We start from the raw sequence: 21,359 nt of genomic DNA, 5'->3' as shown, positions 1-21,359 counted from the left end.
GAAGCCAGGGTCTGTTGAGTGATGAACTGCTACTGCGGAACTGCACTATGAGTTGCAACGTGAACTGCACGGAACCGGCACAAAGCGGGTACGCGCCGATGGCAGCAAGCCGGAGAGGATGGCCGCGCGCGCATTTGCACAGGCGCACAAAGCGCTCGAGGCGCCCGGCATGCATTACATGCGCCGTAGGCACACGAAGCACGCGAAAGCACGTTGCGCCGCATTCCATCATCCCGCATGCCGTGCCCCGGTGCGCGAACGACCGTGCTTGAACAGGCTGGAATGAGGCCGGCGCGCGCCGCGCGAGACCCGTCTCCTCCATCGATACCGCGCCAGCACTGTGTTCCGCTGTGCCTTGAGACACAGGGTCGCGTGCTAACATTGATTGTTATTACATCCCGTCATTCGATCAGCAAGCTAATGAACACCGAGACGTTTTTTGCGCCACCCCACACGCTTGTGATTGCGTCGAGAGAAAGCCGCCTTGCCATGTGGCAGGCGGAGCATGTGCAAAGTGCGCTGCACAAATTATATCCATCTTGTGACGTAAAAATCCTCGGCATGACGACACGTGGCGATCAAATTCTCGATCGCACTTTGTCGAAGGTCGGCGGTAAGGGCCTCTTCGTCAAGGAACTGGAAGCAGCGCTGGCCGACGGCCGCGCCGACCTGGCCGTGCACTCGCTCAAAGACGTGCCGATGGAATTGCCGGCGGGCTTTGCGCTCTCCGCCATCATGGAGCGCGAAGATCCGCGCGACGCGCTGGTGTCCAACGACTACGACTCGCTTGCCGCGTTGCCGCCCGGCGCCGTGGTGGGCACCTCCAGTCTGCGCCGCGAGGCCATGCTGCGCATGCGTTACCCGCACCTCGTGGTGCGGCCGTTGCGTGGCAATCTGGACACCCGTCTGTCGAAACTCGATCGCGGCGACTACGCGGCGATCATTCTGGCGGCGGCCGGCCTGAAGCGTCTGGGTCTCGGCGCGCGCATCCGCGCGCTGCTCGATCCCGAAGACAGCTTGCCCGCAGCCGGTCAGGGCGCGCTCGGCATCGAGATTCGCGCCGATCGCCCGGAGCTCGCGGCATGGCTCGCGCCGCTGCATCACGAACCTACGGCAGCGGCCGTTGAAGCCGAGCGGATGGTCTCGCGCGCGCTCGGCGGCAGTTGCGAAGTGCCGCTCGCGGCTTATGCGCACTGGCACGACGGCGCCCTGCATCTGCGTGGCATCGTCGCCACGCCCGACGGGCAGCGGGTCCTGAGCGCGCACGCGTCCGCGCCGGCGCCTGGCGTCGAACGTGCTGTCGCGCTCGGCCAGGAAGTGGCGAGCGCGCTTGAACAGCAAGGCGCGATGGAAATCGTCCGCGCGCTGAGCATGGCCAGCGGTCCCGCGGCAGAGGCGGGGGCAGACGCAAAGGCAGCAGACGCCGCGTCGGACAGCGCGGCGCCCCGCGAGTGATGGCGGCCGATATCCCGGGCAACGCATCCTCATCCGTCGGCAAGGCGGCGTTCACGGTCGTGATTACACGACCGGCCGGTCAGTCGAATGAATTGATTGCGCAACTCGCGGCGGCAGATGTCGCCGTGCTCGACTTTCCGCTGATCGACATCGCGCCGGTCACTGACGACGCGCCGTTGCGCGCGGCGCTGGCTTCTCTGGAGCGCTATGCCCTGGTGGTGTTCGTCTCGCCCAATGCGGTCGACCACGCGTTTGCCAGGAGCGATGCGATCTGGCCGCACGCGCTGCCGATCGGCGTGGTCGGGCCGGGCAGTGTGCAGGCGCTGGTGCGCCATGGCGTCACGGTGCCGGCATACAACGTCATCAGCCCGCCGTCCGTACCCGACGACGACACCGGGCGCTTCGATTCCGAAGGCCTGTTCGCGGCGCTCGATACCACGCTCGGCGCGAGCACGCTGGAAGGCAAACGCGTGCTGATCGTGCGCGGCGACGGCGGCCGCGAATGGCTCGCCGACCGCTTGCGCGAAGCGGGCGCCGAAGTCGAAACGGTGGCGGCCTATCGCCGCCTCGTGCCGGAACCGTCGATCGGCGGCTGGTCGCGCGTGCACAAGCTGCTGGCGGGCGAGCCGCATGCCTGGCTGCTCACCAGTTCGGAAGGGGTGCGCAATCTGCACGAGCTCGCACAAGAGCACCTGACCGCCGACGAAATCGCGCAACTGAAGCACGCCACCCTGGTCACGCCGCATCCCCGTATCGCGCAGACTGCGCGGGCATTGGGTTTTGATAGCATTACGGTGTCCGGTGCGGGCGATGATCGCATCGTCCGCGCCCTGCTTGCCGCCGTCCCGACCGTAGTTCCACCGGTACCGTCCAACCCGGCTCATTCACCGGCTAAATCACGCATGACTGAAACGAACGCATCCACGAACGCTTCACCTCAGCCGGCCGCGACCGCAGCGTTGCCGCCGAATCAACCCTTCACGCCCTACGAAGCGCAGCAAAAGCGCCGCAGCGCGAGCGGACCGCTGCTGTGGTTTGTCGTCGTGATCATTGCGTGTGCGGCGGGCGTGGGCGGCTATGCGCTCAATCGCAAGGTGGAGCGCACCGAGCAGCAACTCGTGCAACGCCAGCAGGCCAACGACGCGCAGACCAACGAACTGCGCGTCAAGACCGATCAGGCGCTGGCCACGGTGCATCAATCCGACTCGCAGGTCGCGCAACTCGAAGGCAAGCTCGCCGACGCGCAAACCGCGCAGCAAGCGCTGCAACAGCAATACGCCGATCTCGCCCGCAATCGCGACGACTGGACGATGGCTGAAGTCGGCCAGATGCTGTCGGCCGCGAGCCAGCAATTGCAGCTCACCGGCAATACGCAACTCGCGCTGTTCGCGCTGCAAAGCGCGGACACGCGGCTCGCTGCGTCGGATAGCCCGCAGGCTGTGGCCGTGCGCAAGGCGATTGCGCAAGACATCGACAAGCTGAAGGCCGCGCCCTCCACGGATCTGACGGGTATGGCGATCAAGCTCGACAACGCGATCGATCAGGTCGACAACTTGCCGCTCTCCGGCGAGGCACCGATTGCCCACGCCACGCCGAAGGCCGCCACCTGGGACGACACGGCGAAGGTAGCCGCGGCCACCGGCGAGCCGCGCTGGAAAGTCTGGTGGCGCGAAGTCACGACCGGCATCGGCCAGCAGTTGACGAGCCTCGTGCAGGTGCGCCGCATCGACAACGCCGACGCCATGCTGATCACGCCCGATCAAGGCTACTTCGTGCGCGAGAATCTGAAGCTGCGTTTGCTGTCGGCGCGGCTGGCGCTGCTCTCGCGCAACCAGACCACGCTGAAGTCCGACCTGCAGGCGGCGCAGGCTGCGCTCACGCGCTACTTCGACAGCACATCGAAGAAAACGCAGACCGTGATCGATCTGGTCAAGCAGGTGGATGCGGGCTCGGCCGCGGTTGAACTGCCGAATCTGAGCACCAGTCTGCAGGCCGTCAATCAATACCGGAGCCGAGGTTAATCATGGCAATCCGGGGACTTCTATGGCTCGCGTTGCTGTTCGCTATCGCGGTGGTGCTGGCGGTGGTCGGACGCTTCGACATGGGGCAGGTACTGCTGATCTATCCGCCGTACCGCGTCGACATCTCGCTGAATCTGTTCGTGGTCGGGCTGGTGGTGCTGTTCATCCTGCTGTATGCACTGCTGCGCATCGTGCGCAATATCTGGCGCATGCCGCAGCGTGTGGCGGCCTATCGCGCTCGCTCGCGGGTCGCGAAGGCGCACGCTGCATTGCGTGACGCGATTGGTAACCTGTACGCCGGGCGTTTCTCGCGCGCTGAAAAAGCCGCGAAAGACTCGCTCACGAATGGCGCCAACAAGGGCGCGGCCGGTTTGATCGCGGCCACCGCGGCGCACCGCATGCACGAATATGCGCGGCGCGACGAATGGCTCGCCCAGATCGACGAGGCCGACTGGCAGGACGCGCGCCTGATGGCCACCGCCGACATGCGTGCCGACGGGCGCGACGCGGACGGCGCGCTCACCGCGCTCACCGAAATGCAGTCGCAGGGCGCACGGCGCATTCACGCGCAGCAGATCATGTTGCGCGCGCAACAGCAATTGAAGAACTGGGGCGAAGTGCTCAAGCTCGTCAAGACGCTGGAAAAGCGCGAGGCGATCCATCCGGCGGTGGCGGTGCGCCTGCGTCAACTGGCGGCGGAAAATCTGCTCCGCGACAGGCGTCATAACGCCGATGCGCTGCTGGAGTTGTGGAATTCGCTGTCGGCTACTGAGCGTCATTCACCGCGTCTCGCCGATCTCGCTGCTGAATTGCTGGTGTCGCTGAATCGTCCGCAGGAAGCACGCAAGATTGTCGAGGAAGCGCTGGCGCAGAACTGGGACGCGCGTCTGCTGCGCCGTTATCCGGATACGACTGGGGGCGACGCGCTGCCGCTGATCCAGAAGGCCGAAGGGTGGCAGAAGGATCGTCCGGAAGACGCGGACTTGCTGTTCGCATTGGGCCGCTTGTGTCTGCATCAGCAGTTGTGGGGCAAGGCGCAATCGTTCCTCGAACGCGCGCTGAAACTGGCCGACAACGAGACGCTGAAGATTCGTTCGCATCGCGCGTTGGCGCGTTTGCATGAACAGCTCGGCGATGCGGATAAGGCGAGCCAGCATTATCGTGAGAGCGCGTTGGCGATGAATATCGTTTGATGCTTTGACTGGGGCTGCGCGCGGTTTTGAACGCTCAGGCGGTGCGCAGGAATCAGAACTTGAAATGGAAGAAGCCCCCGGCGTCGGAAGATGCCGGGGGCTTTTCTTTGGAACGTGCGGCTTGCGGTGTGAGCCATGAACCGTGAGCCGTGAGCCGTGAGCCGCGAACCGCGAACTGTGAACCGCTGTGCGTGCGGCGTGAACTCGCAAAAAGATGAACCGTGACGCGTCACTCAGGACATTTGACGGCGGCTCCTACGCGAGCGCGCATCGACGAGTTCATCGGTCAGCTATGCTACAGCTACTTATTGACCATCGTCGCGGGCACGCTGATCGCCAGCAGTCCACCAAGGATCATGAATGCCGCGAGCATATACATGCCGGAATCGTTCGCGGCAGTCGCCTGCTTGAGCCAACCGACCGCATACGGGCTGAGAAAGCCCGCGAGATTGCCGATCGAATTGATCATCGCGATGCCGGCCGCCGCGCCCGTGCCGGCGAGGATTGCCGTCGGCAAACTCCAGAATAGCGGCAGCGTGGTGAGGATGCCCATGGTCGCGAGGGTGAGCGAGGCCATTGCCAGCACGGTGTTGTGGGCCCACACCACGGAGAGCACGAGACCGATCGCCCCCGCGAAGGCTGGTAACGCGATATGCCAGCGCCGCTCGCGCGTGCGATCCGCGCTACGCGACACGAACACCATCGCGACCACCGCGGCGGCGAACGGAACCGCCGACAACAAGCCGATCATGAACGAGTCGGTGACGCCGGTCGCCTTGATGATGGTCGGCAGCCAGAAACTCACGCCGTACAAGCCCATCACGAACGAGAAGTACGTGAGGCTCAGCATCAGCACGCGGCCGCTCGTCAGCACCTGGCGGATCGGCATGTCGTGCTTGGTGGCTTCTTCAGCGGATACCTGGCGTTCGAGTAACTGCTTTTCCTCCTCGGTGAGCCACTTTGCCCTGGAGATACGGTCGTCGAGCATCAGGAACACCATGACGCCGACGATCACCGACGGAATCCCCTCGAGCAGAAACAGCCACTGCCAGCCGTGCCAGCCGTTCATGCCGTTGAAGCTCTTCAGGATATAGCCCGAGACCGGGCCGCCGATCACGCCGGACAACGCGATTGCCGTCATGAACCAGGTGGTCATGCGGCCGCGACGGTGCGACGGATACCAGTACGTGAGATACAGGATGATGCCGGGGAAGAAACCCGCTTCGGCGAGACCGAGCAGGAAGCGCATCACGTAGAACATGGTCGGCGTGGTGACGAACATGGTCAGCATCGAGATCACGCCCCACGACACCATGATCCGTGCGATCCACACACGGGCGCCCACCTTGTGCAGGATCACGTTGCTCGGAATTTCGAAGATGAAATAGCCGACAAAGAAAATCCCCGCGCCGAAACCGTAAACAGCATCGCTTAAGCCCAGGTCGGTGGTCATTTGCAGCTTGGCGAAGCCGACGTTCACGCGATCCAGATACGCGACCACGTAGCAGAGCATCAGGAGCGGCGCGAGCCGCCAGGTGACCTTGCGGTAGGTTGCCTCTTCGAACGTGGAAGGTGGCGCACCCGCGCCGGGATGGTGAAGCGGATTTGCAGGACTAGCCATGGTGTCTCCTCTTTTCTTGTGGAAATGAAGTACCGCCGTCGATCGATTCTAGCCGTGCTGGAGGGGTTGGGCGGTATGGCAAACCGATACCGGGGGAAAACACTGACTACAGGGCACGGCACGCGGAGGTCGGCTCGCATGCAGGAGGCGAACCGATTCGATGCGGCATGGAGCCGGTCGCTTTCCGCGTGCCCGGCTCCGGTCGTGCCGGACCCACAATCGTTACACGCAGCGCCCACCGTCCACTTCAAGGCACACGCCGGTGATGAACTCCGCCTCGTCCGAGGCGAGATACAGCGCTGCGTTGGCGATATCCTGCGGCGTCGAGAAACGCCCGAGCGGAATACCGGCGAGGAAGCGCTGGCGATTTTCCGGCGTATCTTCCACGCCCATGAATTCCGACAGCAGCGCCGTCTCGCCGATCACCGGGTTCACGCAGTTCACGCGAATCCGGTCCGGACCCAGTTCGACGGCGAGCGACTTGCTCGCGATGATCACCGCGCCCTTGCTGCCGTTGTACCAGACGAGGCCCGGTCGCGGCCGTACACCGGCAGTCGAGGCGATATTGATGAACGTGCCGCCGCCTTGCTCGCGGAAATACGGCACGAATTCCTGCACGCTCCAATAGATGCTTTTGACGTTCACCGCGTAGACGCGGTCGAATTCGGCTTCCGTCACGTCGAGCACCGGTTTGTTGCGATGCGTGGTGCCGGCATTGTTGACGACGATCTGCACGCTGCCGAAGTCTTCGAGCGCGGCTTCGCGCAACGTCTGCCAGTCCTCGCGTTGCGTGACGTCGCCGGCTACCGCGATCGCCTTGCCGCCGGCGAGGGCGATTTCGCTCGCCACCCGTTCGGCCGCCGCGCCGTTCAGATCGTTGACCACCACGTTCGCGCCTTCGCGTGCGTAGGTCTTCGCGATGCCTTCGCCGAAACCCGAGCCGCCACCCGTGACGATGGCCGTTTTACCTGTCAACCGCATAATGTCTCCGCTGTTTGTTGTGGATGTGATGCGCTTGCTTCCGCTTGTTGCCGTTCACTTTCGTTGCGCTTCTGCTTGCTGCCAAACGCGAATGCCTGACTAGCCGTGACGAATCGCGATGGTTTTCAGGACCGTGAAGCCATACAGCGCTTCGAAACCCTTTTCGCGCCCGTGGCCTGAATGCTTCACGCCGCCGAACGGCAATTCCACGCCGCCGCCCGCGCCATAGTTGTTGATGAACACCTGACCGGAGCGCAGGCGCCGCGCGAGGCGCATCTGCCGGGCGCCGTCGCGCGTCCAGATCCCGGCGACCAGGCCGTACTGCGTGCCGTTGGCGAGCGAGAGCGCCTCGTCTTCGTCGGTGAACGGCATGGCGGCGAGGACCGGGCCGAACACTTCGTCGCGCGCGAGGCGGTGGCTTGCCGGCACGTCGCGCAATAGCGTTGGTGCCTGATAGAAGCCGCTTTCCGGTGCTTCAGGGATCACTTCGCCGTGCGCCGCCAGCGGGATGCCGTCGTGTTGCGCGTCGGAGAGGAAGTCCCACACGCGCTGTTGCTGCTTCGCATTGATCAGCGGACCGCAGTCGAGATCGGCATGCGACGGTCCGACCCGCAGCGCGTGGAACGCGCCGCTCAGCCGGTCGAGCAGTGGCTCATAAATGGCCCGGTCGATCAGCACGCGGCTGCCCGCCGAGCAGGTTTGCCCGGCGTTCTGCACGATCGCCGACACCAGCACGGGCAAGGCCGCGTCGAGATCGGCGTCGGCGAACACGATTTGCGGTGATTTGCCGCCCAGTTCGAGCGTGACCGGCACATGGTTTTCGGCGGCCATTTGCGTCACGAGCTTGCCGGTTTCGGGCGAGCCGGTGAACGAGATGTGATCGATGCCGGGATGGCGCGCGAGGGCCGCGCCCGCTTCGTGCCCAAAACCGGTGACGATATTCAGCGCGCCCGCCGGCAAACCCGCCTCGGCCGCCAGTTCGGCGACCCGCAATACGGAGAGACACGCATCTTCCGCCGGCTTGACGACGCACGCATTGCCGGTGGCGAGCGCCGCCCCGACGCTGCGGCCGAAGATCTGCATCGGATAATTCCACGGCACGATATGGCCGGTTACGCCGTGCGGCTCGCGGATCGTCAGCACCGTGTAGCCGGCCTGATAGGGCAGCGTTTCGCCGTGCAGTTTGTCCGCCGCGCCGGCGTAAAACTCGAAGTAGCGCGCGAGAGCTGCCGAATCGGCACGTGCCTGCTTGAGCGGCTTGCCGGTGTCGCGAGCTTCGAGTTGCGCGAGTTCTTCCTGACGGGCGGCGACCAGCATCGAGAGGCGGTACAGCACGCGACCGCGTTCGGCGGCGCTGGCCGCGCCCCATGCGCCTTCGAACGCGCGGCGGGCGGCGTGGACCGCGGCGTCGATATCCGCCGCGGTGCCGCGCGCCAGCTGGGTGAACGGCTGGCCGTCCGAGGGATCGAGTACGGCGATCGTCTCGCCGCCTGATGCAGCGGACCATTCGCCGCCGATGAAATGCCGGGCTTCTTCCATGCATGCTCCTTGGGGTGTCACGCAGCCGATGTTCAGACCGGGATCCATACCGGGCTTCAGCTACGCGGTGTTCACAAACGAGAGGCACAATCGAGAGACGCCAGTCGATTATCGCGCCGATCCAACGAGAGGCGCCATCGGCCGATTGGCTATAATGACGCATTCCGCACTGTCTGGCCGCAGCGCCTCGTGCTGGCGAGTTTTACGATTCGCGCCGCCCGAGCCCGCACGCCGCACGCCGTGTTTTTCGAATTCCATCTGATCAGAGAGCGCTCATGAGCTTCAATCACGTCCCCGCAGGCAAAGATCTTCCGCAAGATTTCAACGTTATCATCGAAATCCCGGCGCAAAGCGATCCGGTGAAATACGAAGCCGACAAGGAAACAGGCCTGCTCCACGTCGACCGTTTCATCGGCACGGGCATGCGCTATCCGGCGAATTACGGCTACATTCCGCAAACGCTGTCGGGCGACGGCGACCCGGTCGACGTGCTGGTGATCACGCCGTTCCCGCTGCTGGCTGGCTCGGTAGTCCGCGCGCGCGCGCTCGGCATGCTGCAAATGACCGATGAATCGGGCGTGGACGCGAAGCTCGTCGCCGTCGCGCACGACAAGGTCTGCCCGATGACCGCCGACCTCAAGTCGATCGACGACGTCCCGGCATACCTGAAAGACCAGATCAAGCACTTCTTCGAGCAATACAAGGCGCTGGAGAAGGGCAAGTGGGTGAAGGTCGACGGTTGGGCAGGCATCGAAGCCGCCCACAAGGAAATCACCGAAGGCGTGGCGAACTACAAGAAGTAAGCTGCGTTACACCGGTTGATGAAAAAACCGCGCGAGCCTGCAAGGGCCGCGCGGTTTTTTTTCATGGGCAGTGTGTTCAGCGATCCCGCTCCGCGCTTAACGCGTAGTGCCGGCCGCGCGCCCATCTGGCCGGCCGCTCCAGTGCATAGACACAACGCATCGACTGGATGAACCGAAGGCATTTTTATGTATCAGCGTTAACCCTTATCATTCGGCGGCTGCAGCAGGTTTCCTGTCGTCGGCGTATTACTGTGCTGACGCAGCGCCACCACGCGTTTTTGGGAGCTACCGCCGGATGCTGAATCGCAAGTCCACCTCATCATCGTCGCCGCGCTGGTCGAGCCGCTTGTACGGGAGCCTGTATGCGCTCATCACCGCGATCTACCGCGGCCGGCCCGTATGGATGGTGTCGTTTTCCACGAGCGAGGCCAATCTGTCGGAAGGACTGAGAGCCGCTTGTGCGTCGACCGCCATGCTCGTGCTCGGCAATCTGCTGCATGATCCGCTCTTCGCGTGGGCCGCGATTGGCGCTTTCTGGACCTGTCTCGCCGACGCCGCCGGCTCGAATCGCACGCGCTTCGCCTCGATGATGGGCTTCGCGCTCCTGTCCACCGTGTGCGGTGGCGTGACCGCCTTCGCGTCAGGCGAGGGGGCGGTGTTCGCGGCGCTCGCCATTCTGGTATTCACGACGCTCGGCGCGTTCGGCAGGATCTGGGGCGCCGCGACATCGCAGGTGACGATTCTCGCCGCGACCGCCTGCGTCGTGATGGTCGACCGGCCCATGCACGACTTTCGTGGTGGCATGGCGTTCCTCGGCATCTATCTCGTTGGATGTCTATTTGCCGTGGTGCTGAGCCTGAGCGTCTGGCGCATTCATCCGTTCGGCACGAGCCGCGCTGCGCTGCGTGCCGTGTATGTGCGTCTGGCTGACATCGCATTCGACAGCGCCCGCCTGCTCGATCAGCGCGCAGCCGCTGGACAGTGGGCCACACATGCCGCGAAATTTCGCGCCGATGCGCGCGCTTCGCTGGAGCGTTCGCGCAAGGTGCTGGCGAACGTGCCTGGTTCGAGAACGGCCGGCCGCGAAACCTACGACAATCTCCTCGCCTTGCTGAGCGAAAGTGAAGCGCTCTTTGCGTATCTGATCGCGGTCACCGGCGCGTGTGAAAAAGCCCCGGAAGACGCCCGTCGCGTAAAACGCACGGCGCGGCTGCTGACCGGAATGGGCGAGACGTTGCGAAGGATCGGCGCGGCCGCCAACGAAGCGCAATGGAACCGTCTCGCCGACCTGCAGCTTCGCTTGCGAAGCCTCGCGCGGCGACTCGAATCCGCGTTGATGGAACCCGTGGCGCTCAAGGCCGACTTCGAACTGGTCGATTTCACGCCGACCCATGCCCAACCGATGGGTTGGTCGGATAGCGCAGCCGGACTGTTGACGCGGACATGGTCGACCCTCAAGGCAAACCTCTCGCTTCAGTCGGTCGGGTTGCGCCACGCCGCCCGTGTGGGTGTCACGACGACGGCGGGCTTTCTGGTCATACGGGCGCTCGGGCTTCCCTTCGGCTACTGGGCAACCATGGCGACGTTGCTGATCCTGCAGCCGTCCATTGGCGCGACCTGGCCGCGGAGCATCGAACGCGCTGCCGGGAGCATCGTCGGCGGCGTGCTGGCGGCCGCGATCGGCTTTGCGATTCATTCCCCCATCGGCATTTCATTGGCGGTCTTTCCGCTGGTAGTGGCCACGATGGCGCTGCGTCCGGTCAGCTACAGCCTGTTCGTTCTGTTCCTGACGCCAACCTTCGTGCTCGTGGCTGACTTCGCGACGCCGGGCGCGAACGAATTTACCTACGCGCTCACGCGGCTCGGCAACAATGTACTCGGCTGCGTGTTGGCGCTGCTGGCGACGTTCTATCTGTGGCCGACGCGCGAAAAAGTCGACTATCGCGCCTATCTGGGCGAGGCGGTGCGCGCCAATCTCGCGTATCTGAGAGCGGCACTGGAGTTCCCGCGTCGAAGCGAGAAGGACATGGAGCGTTTGCGCCGAGCCGCTGGCTTGGGCAGCAATAATGCCGAGGAGGCCATCGGGCGCATTCGACTCGAAAAGCTCGAGGACTCGATGGTCGACACGGTGACGCTGACGGTGCTGAGCGTATTGCGAAAAATGGCCGGAACGGCGACACAACTGCGCCTGAGTACGAACCGGCGCGACATGCACGACGAACTCGGCAGGTGGGTCGCTGCGGCGGGCGCCGACATCGAGGCAGCCTTGGAGCGGAACTTGCGGCCGATACGGCGCGATCTGCCTGCGCGAGACGGGCTGACCTCGCTAGAGGCGGATGCGGTGGGGGAAATCGCGCTGATGCATCGGCTGCTGACCGAGCGAATGCGGGAGGCGAGGGGGTAGGTGAGGCGGATGAGGATTGCTTGCGAGAGCCCTTGACGCACCTGTCTGGTTCTCAGATGTGTATTCTAGACTCGTTCTGTGACGCGATTAACAACGGCTTAGGGTCGCATTTGCACAGGCACCAGTCATTGCTCAATGCCTGTTCACGGCCATCTACCCCGCGGTTTGGCAAACGTTCGCCCACGCAAAGTATCCGACCGTTTGTTTTGCATTTCGGGCACCAAACGGGATCGCCCTCATAGGCGACCGCGCGGCCGTGAAACAGGTTGGCTCGCGAGCTTGCGAAGACCGTTCCTCCGGCCGTGGTGGTATCGCCTGCGCGGATATCAAAACGTGGACGCATCGTTAATTCCTTGGAAATAGACCTGACCAGGTTGGAAAGTGACTTTATGTATTTGTCATGGTGTCGGCTGCGGGGGGCACGAAATGCCATTGACCGAACTCGGGATCGAATAAGGCAATCTTTTCGCAATCCGATGCGCCTTTACCCGGTCGATCGATTGATCCGATGGTGTCGAGTGCGTATTCGATTACCGTGCAACGGCGCTCGGGGTGCCAGTTCAGGAATTCTGAGGTAGCCTGACTTTTTAAGACACTCCTTTTTGATAAACTTTATCAATGGGAGCACAGATGACGAAACCAAGAACATACACGCCAGAGCTTCGTGAAGAAGCTGTAAAGCTTGTGCTTGCACAGGGCCTGACGCTGGATGAAGCGGCGAAGCGAATTGCCATTCCGATGGGGACTTTGGCCACGTGGGTCAAAGCAGCCAAGCGTGGCAATGGCGCCGTGACGGCGCCAGGCAGTCGTACGGTTGCCGAATTAGAAGCCGAGGTAGCCAGACTACGTAGGGAACTGGCGGAGACCAAGATGGAGCGAGATATCGTAAAAAAAGCGGCAGCGTATTTTGCGCAGGAGTCGCTGCCAAATACGCGGTCATGAATACGATGCGACTCGATTATCCAATTGCTGTCCTGTGCCGTGCCTTTAAGGTTTCGCGCAGCGGCTTCTATGTCTGGTCTAAAGGTAAGCTGTCTCCACGTGCGCAGGTTGATGAACGCCTGAAAGTCGCCATCAAGGCTGTGCACAAGCAGAGCCGCGAGACCTATGGCACGCGACGCGTGAAGCCTGAGCTTGAGGCACAAGGCTTTATAGCCGGCCGCGACCGCATCGCTCGCCTGCGCCGAGAGCTCAATCTGCGGTGTAAGCAGAAGCGCAAATTCAAAGCCACGACGAATTCGAATCACAACTTGCCTGTCGCCGACAATCTGCTGAACCAGACGTTCGCGCCAACGCGGCCAAACGAAGCCTGGGTGACAGACATCACCTATTGTGCCACCGACGAGGGATGGCTCTACGTCGCCGGTATTAAGGACGTCTTCACCTGTGAGTTGGTTGGATACGCCATGGGTGAGCGCATGACACAAGGACTCACGGCGCAAGCTCTGTGGCGTGCTGTGCGCAACAAACGCCCCGAGAAAGGCTTGATTCATCATTCGGACCGTGGGAGTCAATACTGTGCTCATGACTATCGGAAGCTGGTTGAACAATTCGGCATGCAGGCCTCAATGTCGCGTAAGGGCAATTGCTTTGACAATGCTCCGATGGAAAGCTTCTGGGGCAGTCTAAAAAACGAACTGATACATCACCATCGCTACGCCACGCGTGCCGACGCGAAGGCGGCAATTCAGGAGTACATCGAAAGCTTTTATAACCGCCAACGGCGCCACTCACGCCTAGGCAATGTTCCGCCAGCGTTGTTTGCCGAAGCGTTCAGCAAACAACAACAGGCGGCTTAAGAAAAGAGTGTCTGCTGTTGACAGTACACCTCATTCCTTGGAGGCTTCCTGCCACGCATAGAAGCCGGCGAGTTCGCGAAGCTTGACGTACTCCGAGAGCGCGATGTGGTCGACTTCGAACATGAGCGGTTCATGGGCCCAGTGGTGCATCAGCCTGGAATATCCTGCCAACCTGCCGCTGGGTCGAAGTAGAAGCCGGCCGCTTCTGGCGGGCCAACCGAGATGTATCTCGGCAATCAGACCGTTACCGTTGATGTCGCGAAACAGGTGTCGACCGACATCCGACGCGGACATAACCTGATACGGCCTACCGAGTCTTGTGAAGTGGGCCGCTTCGACCATGGCTTCGAAAGGGGTTAGGAAGCAGGTGATTATGTTGCCGAGTTTGGTTTGCTCGGAACGGACATATGAGATGCCGTCGCTGTTCGTGAAGTACAGGACGTAGGCTGGGATGATGCTGAAGAAGGGTTTTGCGTTGGTGTCGTCTGGGGTTTGGGAGATCATTACGCTTCTCTTCGATTGTTTTGTTAGAAAATTCGATAGTGGGATAAGTGGCTGTAAGGTAGTAAAGCTGGCTGTAAATAGATTGCTCGCCACCGGTTAGTGTCGTGGTTATTATTAATGTGGAAATAGTATTTGCTGCCGGCAGCATGGCTGTGCGTAAAAAATCGGTTTTTTTGGCGACCTCCAGTATTCGAATGATGTTTCGGCATGTGAATTTAGTATTGGTAGAAACCTTGCCTTGCTATGCAGTCTTTTTTTTCTTCGTGAAAGCGACTGGCAGTCAATTTGCAGTTTTCGGTTATGTAATAACTCCAGTGGGCATCTTTAATATCTAAAGTCAACGTACTGTAGCTCTCTCAAACGAGTTTTCGTAAGTTCATCAAGACAGGTCCATTTCTCTATCCCAGCCTCCTCACCGGGAGCCGTGCCGTTATAAACGGACCGACAAGATTTATCTTTGTAAATTATCCATTCGCGTTGTGATGCGAGAAGCATTTCTCTTTGTTGGGGTGAAAGTCTTGGTCCAAGAGTTCTGTACGCAACATTTAATTTCCTGTCTGACGATTCAAAATTTTCTTTCGCGCATCGCTCAAGGTCGCGGGTGATAATGCTATCGCATCGCGAAGCGGCCGTTGCCGTTTGCGATAAACCAAGTGTTAAAAGAAGAGGGGCAATTTGTTTTAAAAGAATTCTGGTCGAAAACGGAAGCAGAACGTCGCGGGCTATCAGACTGAGGAACGATGCCGAACTGCCGCAGTGCCGGATTGATGAGTGTATGGTGTTCATGGATTTTCTCAAGTCTAATTTACATTTAGCACTTCTTTTGGAGGAGTTCCAACCCATACCCCATGGGCGGTCTGATCGAGGTGGTTGAGTATGAAGAGTCCCGTCGATACGTGTCCGTTACCGATTTCCAGCAAGTGAAATAGGCCGGCATCTTTATATCCGTTTAGAATAATCTTTCCATTTTTCCCTGCGTAGGAGTAGTGACCTGCCAAACATCCGTTAAATACGCCAATCGCGTAGCTGATGGCGAATCGATTCGCCATCTTTGCCGTTCCATCGATTGTGAGGACTGGCGGATTCTTTTTGGAGAGGCACAGGAGGTCTCCATCAAAAATTATCGATTCAGTTTGAAGATCTGCCATTAATGAAAAGTTCGTCCCGTTCGGCAGCGGAATAAACTCATAGCCAGAAATGGAAAAAACAACGTTGCCATTTTTATCAAATATCGTAATTTTTTGATCTTTTGAGTCCGAAACGCCGTTGTCGCTGCATCTGGCAGCGCGATAGATGCCGAAATCCAATCCAACTGCATTGGCGCAAGTGGATGGGGAAATGGTCTTAAGCCATGTGGGCTTGTCGCTATAGGAAATCATGCCGTCGTCATTAATTGCTCCGGAAACGTCAAATTTTCTTAGTTCTGTTTTCTTGCACGACATCCCGACCGATCTAACTTCGTCAACAGCGTCGTAAGCAGTCTTATAGATACAATTGACGTACAATTTTTGAGCGGTCTCCCTTATCGGGGCAATAATATGAAATTTATTTCTGGATCCATTCGAATCTATTGCAAGAGCAAGGCTGCCGCCTGCAAGACTTACCACGGTCGAGGAAAGTGATGTTTCGTTGATAATGAGATTGCTGTACTTTCCAATTAATTTGTCGGATTCATAAAATTCAACTACACCTTGGCGACTCGCCTCTTTAGCGCTCAGTTCGATAGCGTGTCCTGCGTGCTGATAGGCGGTGCTGAGCGTCTCGGAAAAGGCGAAGATTGGAAGAATTGATAAAATTATTGTACCGAATATTAACTTCAGCATTTTGAGGTCTCGAGTATCGATTTAAATTTTAACGCGAAGGTGGCGATTTTATCCGCCTGATCGAGGCCGTTGATTATTCGGCGGGCGTTGACATAATCTTGCGTAGTCGCGTTGATATAATCCGATAGTTTCTTCCCCGTAAACAGTCCTTGCTCCATGCCATAGACGGTCGCCCATGCGGCGATTTCAGGTTCCAGCATTCGATCGGGATTGGCGACCAAATTGATCCCTATTTTTTCACCTATTTTTCGGTAATTATTCTTCCAGGTCACCTGTACGTAACCTCTTCCTCGATATATGTACCCGTCACCTCGATTTGTATTGCCATTTTGCACGGCAGTGTTTCGGCGAGTTTCCGTGTTTGCTAGCACCGGGTCGTATCTATTAAAATATGCGATCGAGCCGCTTTCTGTGGTGAGCTCAAAATAAATAAATTTACGCAAGTCTGCGTGATTATTTTTTGTTTCAAGACGAGCCGTCGCCAGAATGTATGCCATGTAAGGGATGTTGCATACGCCATTTTTATATTTATTGTAATAATTTAAAATTTCGTGAATCAATGTCGCCAGATTCTCTTTTGATATCGTGTCTAGTGGTTGTGTGCCAGGTTCAAAAGATACATGTTGAGCTTCATAGACACGCAGAAACTCATCGATATTAATGCCGTTACAGCCGCATTTGAAATTCGCAACCAACGCCACCGGATGAATATGCAGCACCGTCGCGCTACCCGGAAACCCTGCGACCTTACCCTTCACCTCATCCCACCACTGCAGCTTCTTAACCCTCTCCAACTCCTTCAACCAATTGCCCCTAGCATTGCGCATCAGCGGCGTAATCGCGTTCCAGCGAGACATATCCCCGCTCCACTCGCTCTCATAGCGCAATACCACATGCGACAGTGCCTGGGCGAGCGACGGCACGCGCATCGCCGCCTGCATCGCAGGCGCGGTCACCTTGCCGCCGTTCTCACCTGATTTCTCTGCGGCAACCGTCTGTTCGAGCTTCAACAGCAGCGGACTATTGTTCACCGCCGCTGCGGATGGCTCGAACGCCTTCTTCTCTTTCCAGTCCACCGTGTCGGTGATGACGAGGTTGCGTTTGAAGGCATCAGCCAGATTGAGTCCGGTCGCATCCACGATTTCAAAACCCGGCCACGCCCACGGGCTTTCCCACCGTGTTCCCGGATGGCTTGCACCGCACACCCAGCCGCTCGCATTTTTGCCGTCGGCCGTGCGAAACGGCACATGCCACCAACGCACATTGCGTTCGTCAATCGCCTGGTTTTCCGCACCCAGGGCGTCGAGTTGGGCGCGAGAGTAAATCAGCGGGAACCCGTTCGCCGGAGTGGCTACATCTTGTAGTCGGAGTGGAAACTCACTCCATGCAGGCATGCCGTCGACGGGGGCCGCTGCCTTATCACGCTCCATCCACACGGGAGGGCCGTCCGAAACCAGCAGCGCATTGGCCGTATGCAAATATCTAGGCTGCACCTTTGCCCAAGGACCGCTTGAAGGGCTGTCGTCGGTCGGCTCGGTCATCCGCACCGGATTGTCTCGACCGAGTTTTCGATCTGCCGGGGCGATGCTTTGGACCAGCTTTGCGCCGACCTCGATAACAAGCAGTGTCTTCTGTTCCGCGCGCAATTGCGCAGCGCGTGCGCGACTCTTCGTCAGGAACGCGCTGAAGCCGTCGTCTGCGAATACTTCGAGATGAAGCAGTTTGCGTCGCGACGTGGGAGGCAATGGTGTCGCCCGCTCATAGTCCTGATACTCGCCGATCTGGCCCAATACCGTTCCCGCTTTCACAGGAATAGGCGCGGAAGGGACGACAACGTGACCGACCTGTCTGGGCCCCGCGACTGATTGCAGACCAGGCAGGAACAGCCAGCCCCAATCGCCTTTTGGGGTGACCGCCGCACGGCCCGCACTGCTGGCGTCCGTTGCCTCCCACGGTACGCTGCGGTCATCGATGCCAAATTCGCCGCCGCTCGTCGGACTTGTCATTCCGCCCGCGGTGATCGTATGGATATGCCCCCACTGGCCCCGCTTCTCACCAATGATGACTTCACAACCTTGGGGCAGAAATCCAACCTGCTGGCCGGCGCTGTACTGCCCTTTTTTCTTGCCGGCTTTCGGTTCAGTCCAGACGAATGCGCCGGCTGCGCCAGCAGCGCCACCATCAGCCGCGGGGTGCTGGTGGTCCTTGCCGAGCACGCTATGCGCGTCGACATCCCACCAGTAAGGGCGCGGCACCTTGAGATCGGCGAGGTAGGTGGCCCAGTCCGCCATGTGCATGTAGAGGCTGTAAATGTCATGCGACTCGTCGGCGGGCTGCGCGCCTATATGGTTTGGCGCGGGAGGCATTGTCAGGCGATGGCGCACGAGGACGAACCCGGTTGAGTACGCGGCCCATTTCCCATCGGCGAATTGCAGGTGGGGATGAGCGTCATCGATCTTGTGGGCGACAATTTCTCCGTCCGCGATACAGCGCACGCCGGCCGCCTGATCGAGTCGCGCCGCCGAGCCGTTGCCGAAATGAATGCCACCGTGCGGGAAGCCATTTACGCCCAGCGGAAAAAAACCATCGTCCACCAACGACAGTGCGTCGTAGAACTTTTGCGGGTCGGTGATCTCCTTGCGGCCGGCGTCCCGGAACGGAAAAGTCCACGTTAGTTCGGCCGGGGCGGCTGGCGGCGGCACGGGGGAGGGGGCTGCCGCAGGTGCAGGATGCGGATGTGTCTGTGCAGGCATGTCTCGATGTCTGTTCAAGTGAATCAGGTGGAAAGCGAACCGGGATACGGGGCGCGTGGCGTTTTTAGCCGGAGAACCTGGAACCGTGGCCGCCCGTATCGGGCAGATCGGTCGTATAGGGCAGGAATGCCTTGGTCATCGCAGAGGTCGGGCCGTCTTTGCGCCACGTCAGCGCCTTTTGATAGAGGTCGCCGGGTGTCGCGATCTCGATGTTGCAATCGGTGAGGCGGATATAGGAACCACCCGCGCCGATCCAGAGTTCCTTGTCCGCGGAGAGGACGAGCCTGCCTTCCGTGCTGGTGATGGTGATGTCCTTGAGCGCTGACATCGTCAGTTCGTCGCTTTGCGCCTGGATCTGGACCTTGCCGCGTGCTGCGAACAGCTTGATGCCGAGGTTGTGCGCGAACAGGGACAATGCATCGCCGGCCGCCATGACGATGTTCTTCAAAGCGCTGACGTTAAAGCCCGCACCGGTCGCCATATTCACGTCCTTACCTGCGCCAACCGACACGCGATCCGGTGTCGAAACAGCCACGCCCTTCGGGGAGGACAGCAGCATGACGGCCTCTTTCAGTTCGTTCACGCTGTTCCTGAGCCATTCGTTTTCGGCCCTCAGGTCGGCTATTCCGGCCTTCGCCATGTTCGCCATGTCGGCTAATTCCTGCGCCTGCGCGAGGCGTGCCAGGAGCTGGTTCATGGCTTCGGCCATGTCGGTCTGCTTGCCGCCGGCCTGCTGCTGGATGTCGCTGCAAAGCATCAGGCCGCCGCCGGCACGCACCACACCGTCGCCATCGGTGCGCAGTTCGAAGCCGCTGCCGCGGTGTTCGCGCTTGCCGTTGACGATGTGCCCCAGCGTCAACTGGCTTTTGCCCGAGTGCCGGGTAGATAAACTGGCGTGCTCCTGACCTTCCCAGTCTTCAAACTCGAGCGTGTTGTCGCCCTGCGTGTGAATGACGTTGCGAGACATCAGCCGGTCCTGATTGGTAATCAGATCAAGCTGCCGGCTGTTGTGATGGAACGCAGCGATGTATGGCTTATTCGGATCGCCGTCCCGGAATTCGATGACGGCCTCCGTTCCTTCGACGGCGGGGAAGTGAAAGCCCGTTTGCAGACCGCCCGCAAACGGTTTCGCGAGGCGCAGGGGCACGCTTTCACCCCCTGCGGGCCATTCGCCGAAGTCGCAGTCGAAGCGCACCACGTAATAGCCCTGCCGGGTCAGGTACGCGTACTTGTACTGGCCCGGCGACGTGACGCGAGCGCTTAGTGAACCGGTAATCTTCGGCCACTTGTGATCTTCGATCTTCAGGCGAAAGCGCCGGCCGGATGGAATCGCCTTGTATGTGTTGCGGTAGGGTTCGTCGCGCGCGCCGGTGTGTGTGACTTCGATCATGACGTGGCCGTCCGGTGCGTCAGGCAACTGCACGTCGGTGCGCAGAATCCTGCCGACACACAGGCTGTGAACGTTGCTTTCACCTTCGTAGACGACCTGCCACGCAATCGCCGCCTCATGACGTAACTGCGCTTCCCATCGCGCGCCGTCAGCGTCCAGATGATGCGTACCGTAGATATATGGCTCGCCGTATGTGGTGGTGTCCTTGCGGGCGACATTGGCCACGGCCTCGAAGCGCTCCCATGCCTGGTCGGGGTTGTAGTCGGCTACAGCGAACGACTGGGGCACCAGCTCGGCATGCGTGCGCAGTGTCGACACGAATTCAGCGTCAGTCTCCAGCCCCGACATTGGCCGGTATGGAGCAGTCAGGGTGGGCTGGTAGATGTAGTGATCGATGTCGTCTCCGAACACGACGACATCCCCATGCTCGCCCGGTACGATGTAGCTGTAGATGCCCTCTTGCTGCATCAGGATATTGATGAAGGGCCAGTCGCCCGTTTGATATTGAAACCGGAACGGATGCTGAGGGTATCGGCGGCGTAGCTTGAATATGAACTGATGGCCCACGAGGCCATTGCGCCGCAAGATCGATTCGATAATCTCGGGCGCGCTCTGGTGCTGATAGGTCTGCGTAGTGCGCAGGGTTAGGCAGGCGATATGCGGTTCGACGACGATCTCGTAGGTGCTGCAATCGTTCGTCGTCTTGACATGCGAGAAGCGTGTCACGCGCCCCCAGAACACGCGTGGCTCGCCGCCGTCTTCAGGCACGAGCTTGAACTTTGCCTCGTGTCCGAGGATAACGTCTCGCGCCAGTTTCTCCGGATGGGTCGCGACGATATCGATCTGGTAGGGCAGCCCCATCTTTTCGACGGCGCTGAACGAAACGACCGAAATATCCTTGACCCGTTCCTCTCCCAGCACTTCGAGGAAATAGTGCTGGCCGGCGCGGGCCAGGTCACGCCTGTTTGTGTTCTCCATTTTTTCGTCTCCCACTTATATATCGCGACAGAACAACGTCTGCCGAGAATGCATAGGGAGGCCTCGCGCGCGCAATAGGACTTGTCCGAAACCGC

At 60.1% G+C, this 21,359-nt stretch carries 16 protein-coding genes; 7 read left to right on the top strand and 9 right to left on the bottom strand.

What is annotated here, in order from left to right; translation table 11 throughout:
- The first annotated feature begins 420 nt into the window (after positions 1-420).
- From hemC to P0D84_RS15315, 3 genes are read left to right on the top strand one after another with little or no spacing between them, the layout of a single operon-like run.
- Positions 421-1,455, top strand: a complete 1,035-nt coding sequence (gene hemC / locus P0D84_RS15325) for a hydroxymethylbilane synthase (RefSeq protein ID WP_408337677.1) — start codon at positions 421-423, stop codon at positions 1,453-1,455.
- Positions 1,455-3,476 (top strand): fused uroporphyrinogen-III synthase HemD/membrane protein HemX, encoded by a 2,022-nt coding sequence (gene hemDX, locus P0D84_RS15320; protein WP_408337675.1) that lies wholly within the window; start codon positions 1,455-1,457, stop codon positions 3,474-3,476. The genes hemC and hemDX overlap by 1 nt, the downstream gene beginning before the upstream one ends.
- Before the next feature lie 2 nt (positions 3,477-3,478).
- Entirely contained in the window at positions 3,479-4,669 is a 1,191-nt protein-coding gene (locus P0D84_RS15315) for a heme biosynthesis protein HemY (RefSeq protein ID WP_408337673.1), read from the top strand.
- Positions 4,670-4,970: 301 nt separating this feature from the next.
- Here the strand turns inward: P0D84_RS15315 and P0D84_RS15310 are convergent, their stop codons facing one another.
- From P0D84_RS15310 to P0D84_RS15300, 3 genes are all read right to left on the bottom strand, one after another.
- On the bottom strand, positions 4,971-6,290 hold the full coding sequence (locus tag P0D84_RS15310) for an MFS transporter (protein ID WP_408337671.1): 1,320 nt from the start codon (positions 6,288-6,290) through the stop codon (positions 4,971-4,973).
- A 222-nt stretch (positions 6,291-6,512) separates the two neighbouring features.
- Complete coding sequence (locus tag P0D84_RS15305; RefSeq protein WP_408337669.1) at positions 6,513-7,271, bottom strand: SDR family oxidoreductase; 759 nt, start codon at positions 7,269-7,271, stop codon at positions 6,513-6,515.
- A 99-nt stretch (positions 7,272-7,370) separates the two neighbouring features.
- Positions 7,371-8,810 (bottom strand): aldehyde dehydrogenase family protein, encoded by a 1,440-nt coding sequence (locus P0D84_RS15300; RefSeq protein WP_408337667.1) that lies wholly within the window; start codon positions 8,808-8,810, stop codon positions 7,371-7,373.
- A 275-nt stretch (positions 8,811-9,085) separates the two neighbouring features.
- On the opposite strand from P0D84_RS15300, the gene ppa reads away from it, so the two are divergent.
- The gene (ppa, locus tag P0D84_RS15295; protein ID WP_154558944.1) at positions 9,086-9,613 is read left to right on the top strand and encodes an inorganic diphosphatase; all 528 of its coding nucleotides are present in this window, start codon (positions 9,086-9,088) and stop codon (positions 9,611-9,613) included.
- Between the two features lie 295 nt (positions 9,614-9,908).
- Positions 9,909-12,017 carry an FUSC family protein gene (locus P0D84_RS15290; protein WP_408337665.1) on the top strand — a complete coding sequence of 703 codons (2,109 nt, stop codon included), beginning with the start codon at positions 9,909-9,911 and terminating at the stop codon, positions 12,015-12,017.
- Between the two features lie 52 nt (positions 12,018-12,069).
- Here the strand turns inward: P0D84_RS15290 and P0D84_RS15285 are convergent, their stop codons facing one another.
- Positions 12,070-12,360, bottom strand: a complete 291-nt coding sequence (locus P0D84_RS15285; protein WP_408339840.1) for a PAAR domain-containing protein — start codon at positions 12,358-12,360, stop codon at positions 12,070-12,072.
- Positions 12,361-12,647: 287 nt separating this feature from the next.
- On the opposite strand from P0D84_RS15285, the gene P0D84_RS15280 reads away from it, so the two are divergent.
- Positions 12,648-13,816, top strand: a protein-coding gene (locus P0D84_RS15280; protein ID WP_408335889.1) for an IS3 family transposase whose coding sequence is annotated in 2 segments (ribosomal slippage) — positions 12,648-12,912 and positions 12,912-13,816 — 1,170 coding nt in all. Because the reading frame shifts where the segments join, the coding sequence is not laid out codon by codon here.
- Positions 13,817-13,846: 30 nt separating this feature from the next.
- Here P0D84_RS15280 and P0D84_RS15275 read toward each other — a convergent pair.
- Positions 13,847-14,320 carry a hypothetical protein gene (locus P0D84_RS15275; protein WP_408337663.1) on the bottom strand — a complete coding sequence of 158 codons (474 nt, stop codon included), beginning with the start codon at positions 14,318-14,320 and terminating at the stop codon, positions 13,847-13,849.
- A gap of 104 nt (positions 14,321-14,424) precedes the next feature.
- Between P0D84_RS15275 and P0D84_RS15270 the strand changes: the two genes are divergently transcribed.
- On the top strand, positions 14,425-14,655 hold the full coding sequence (locus tag P0D84_RS15270) for a hypothetical protein (protein ID WP_408339934.1): 231 nt from the start codon (positions 14,425-14,427) through the stop codon (positions 14,653-14,655).
- On the opposite strand, the gene P0D84_RS15265 is transcribed toward P0D84_RS15270, so the two are convergent.
- From P0D84_RS15265 to P0D84_RS15250, 4 genes are all read right to left on the bottom strand, one after another.
- Complete coding sequence (locus P0D84_RS15265) at positions 14,645-15,106, bottom strand: lysozyme inhibitor LprI family protein (RefSeq protein WP_408337661.1); 462 nt, start codon at positions 15,104-15,106, stop codon at positions 14,645-14,647. The two genes, P0D84_RS15270 and P0D84_RS15265, sit on opposite strands and share 11 nt — an antisense overlap.
- A 14-nt stretch (positions 15,107-15,120) precedes the next feature.
- Entirely contained in the window at positions 15,121-16,143 is a 1,023-nt protein-coding gene (locus P0D84_RS15260; protein WP_408337659.1) for a hypothetical protein, read from the bottom strand.
- Positions 16,137-18,896 (bottom strand): lytic transglycosylase domain-containing protein, encoded by a 2,760-nt coding sequence (locus tag P0D84_RS15255; protein ID WP_408337657.1) that lies wholly within the window; start codon positions 18,894-18,896, stop codon positions 16,137-16,139. Before P0D84_RS15255 ends, P0D84_RS15260 begins: the two co-directional genes overlap by 7 nt.
- A 64-nt stretch (positions 18,897-18,960) precedes the next feature.
- Complete coding sequence (locus P0D84_RS15250; protein ID WP_408337655.1) at positions 18,961-21,264, bottom strand: type VI secretion system Vgr family protein; 2,304 nt, start codon at positions 21,262-21,264, stop codon at positions 18,961-18,963.
- Positions 21,265-21,359: the final 95 nt, after the last annotated feature.

The sequence above is a fragment of the Paraburkholderia sp. RL17-337-BIB-A genome, from assembly GCF_046025895.1.
GTDB lineage: Bacteria > Pseudomonadota > Gammaproteobacteria > Burkholderiales > Burkholderiaceae > Paraburkholderia > Paraburkholderia fungorum_C.
This window is presented reverse-complemented; position numbering and strand designations above follow the sequence as displayed.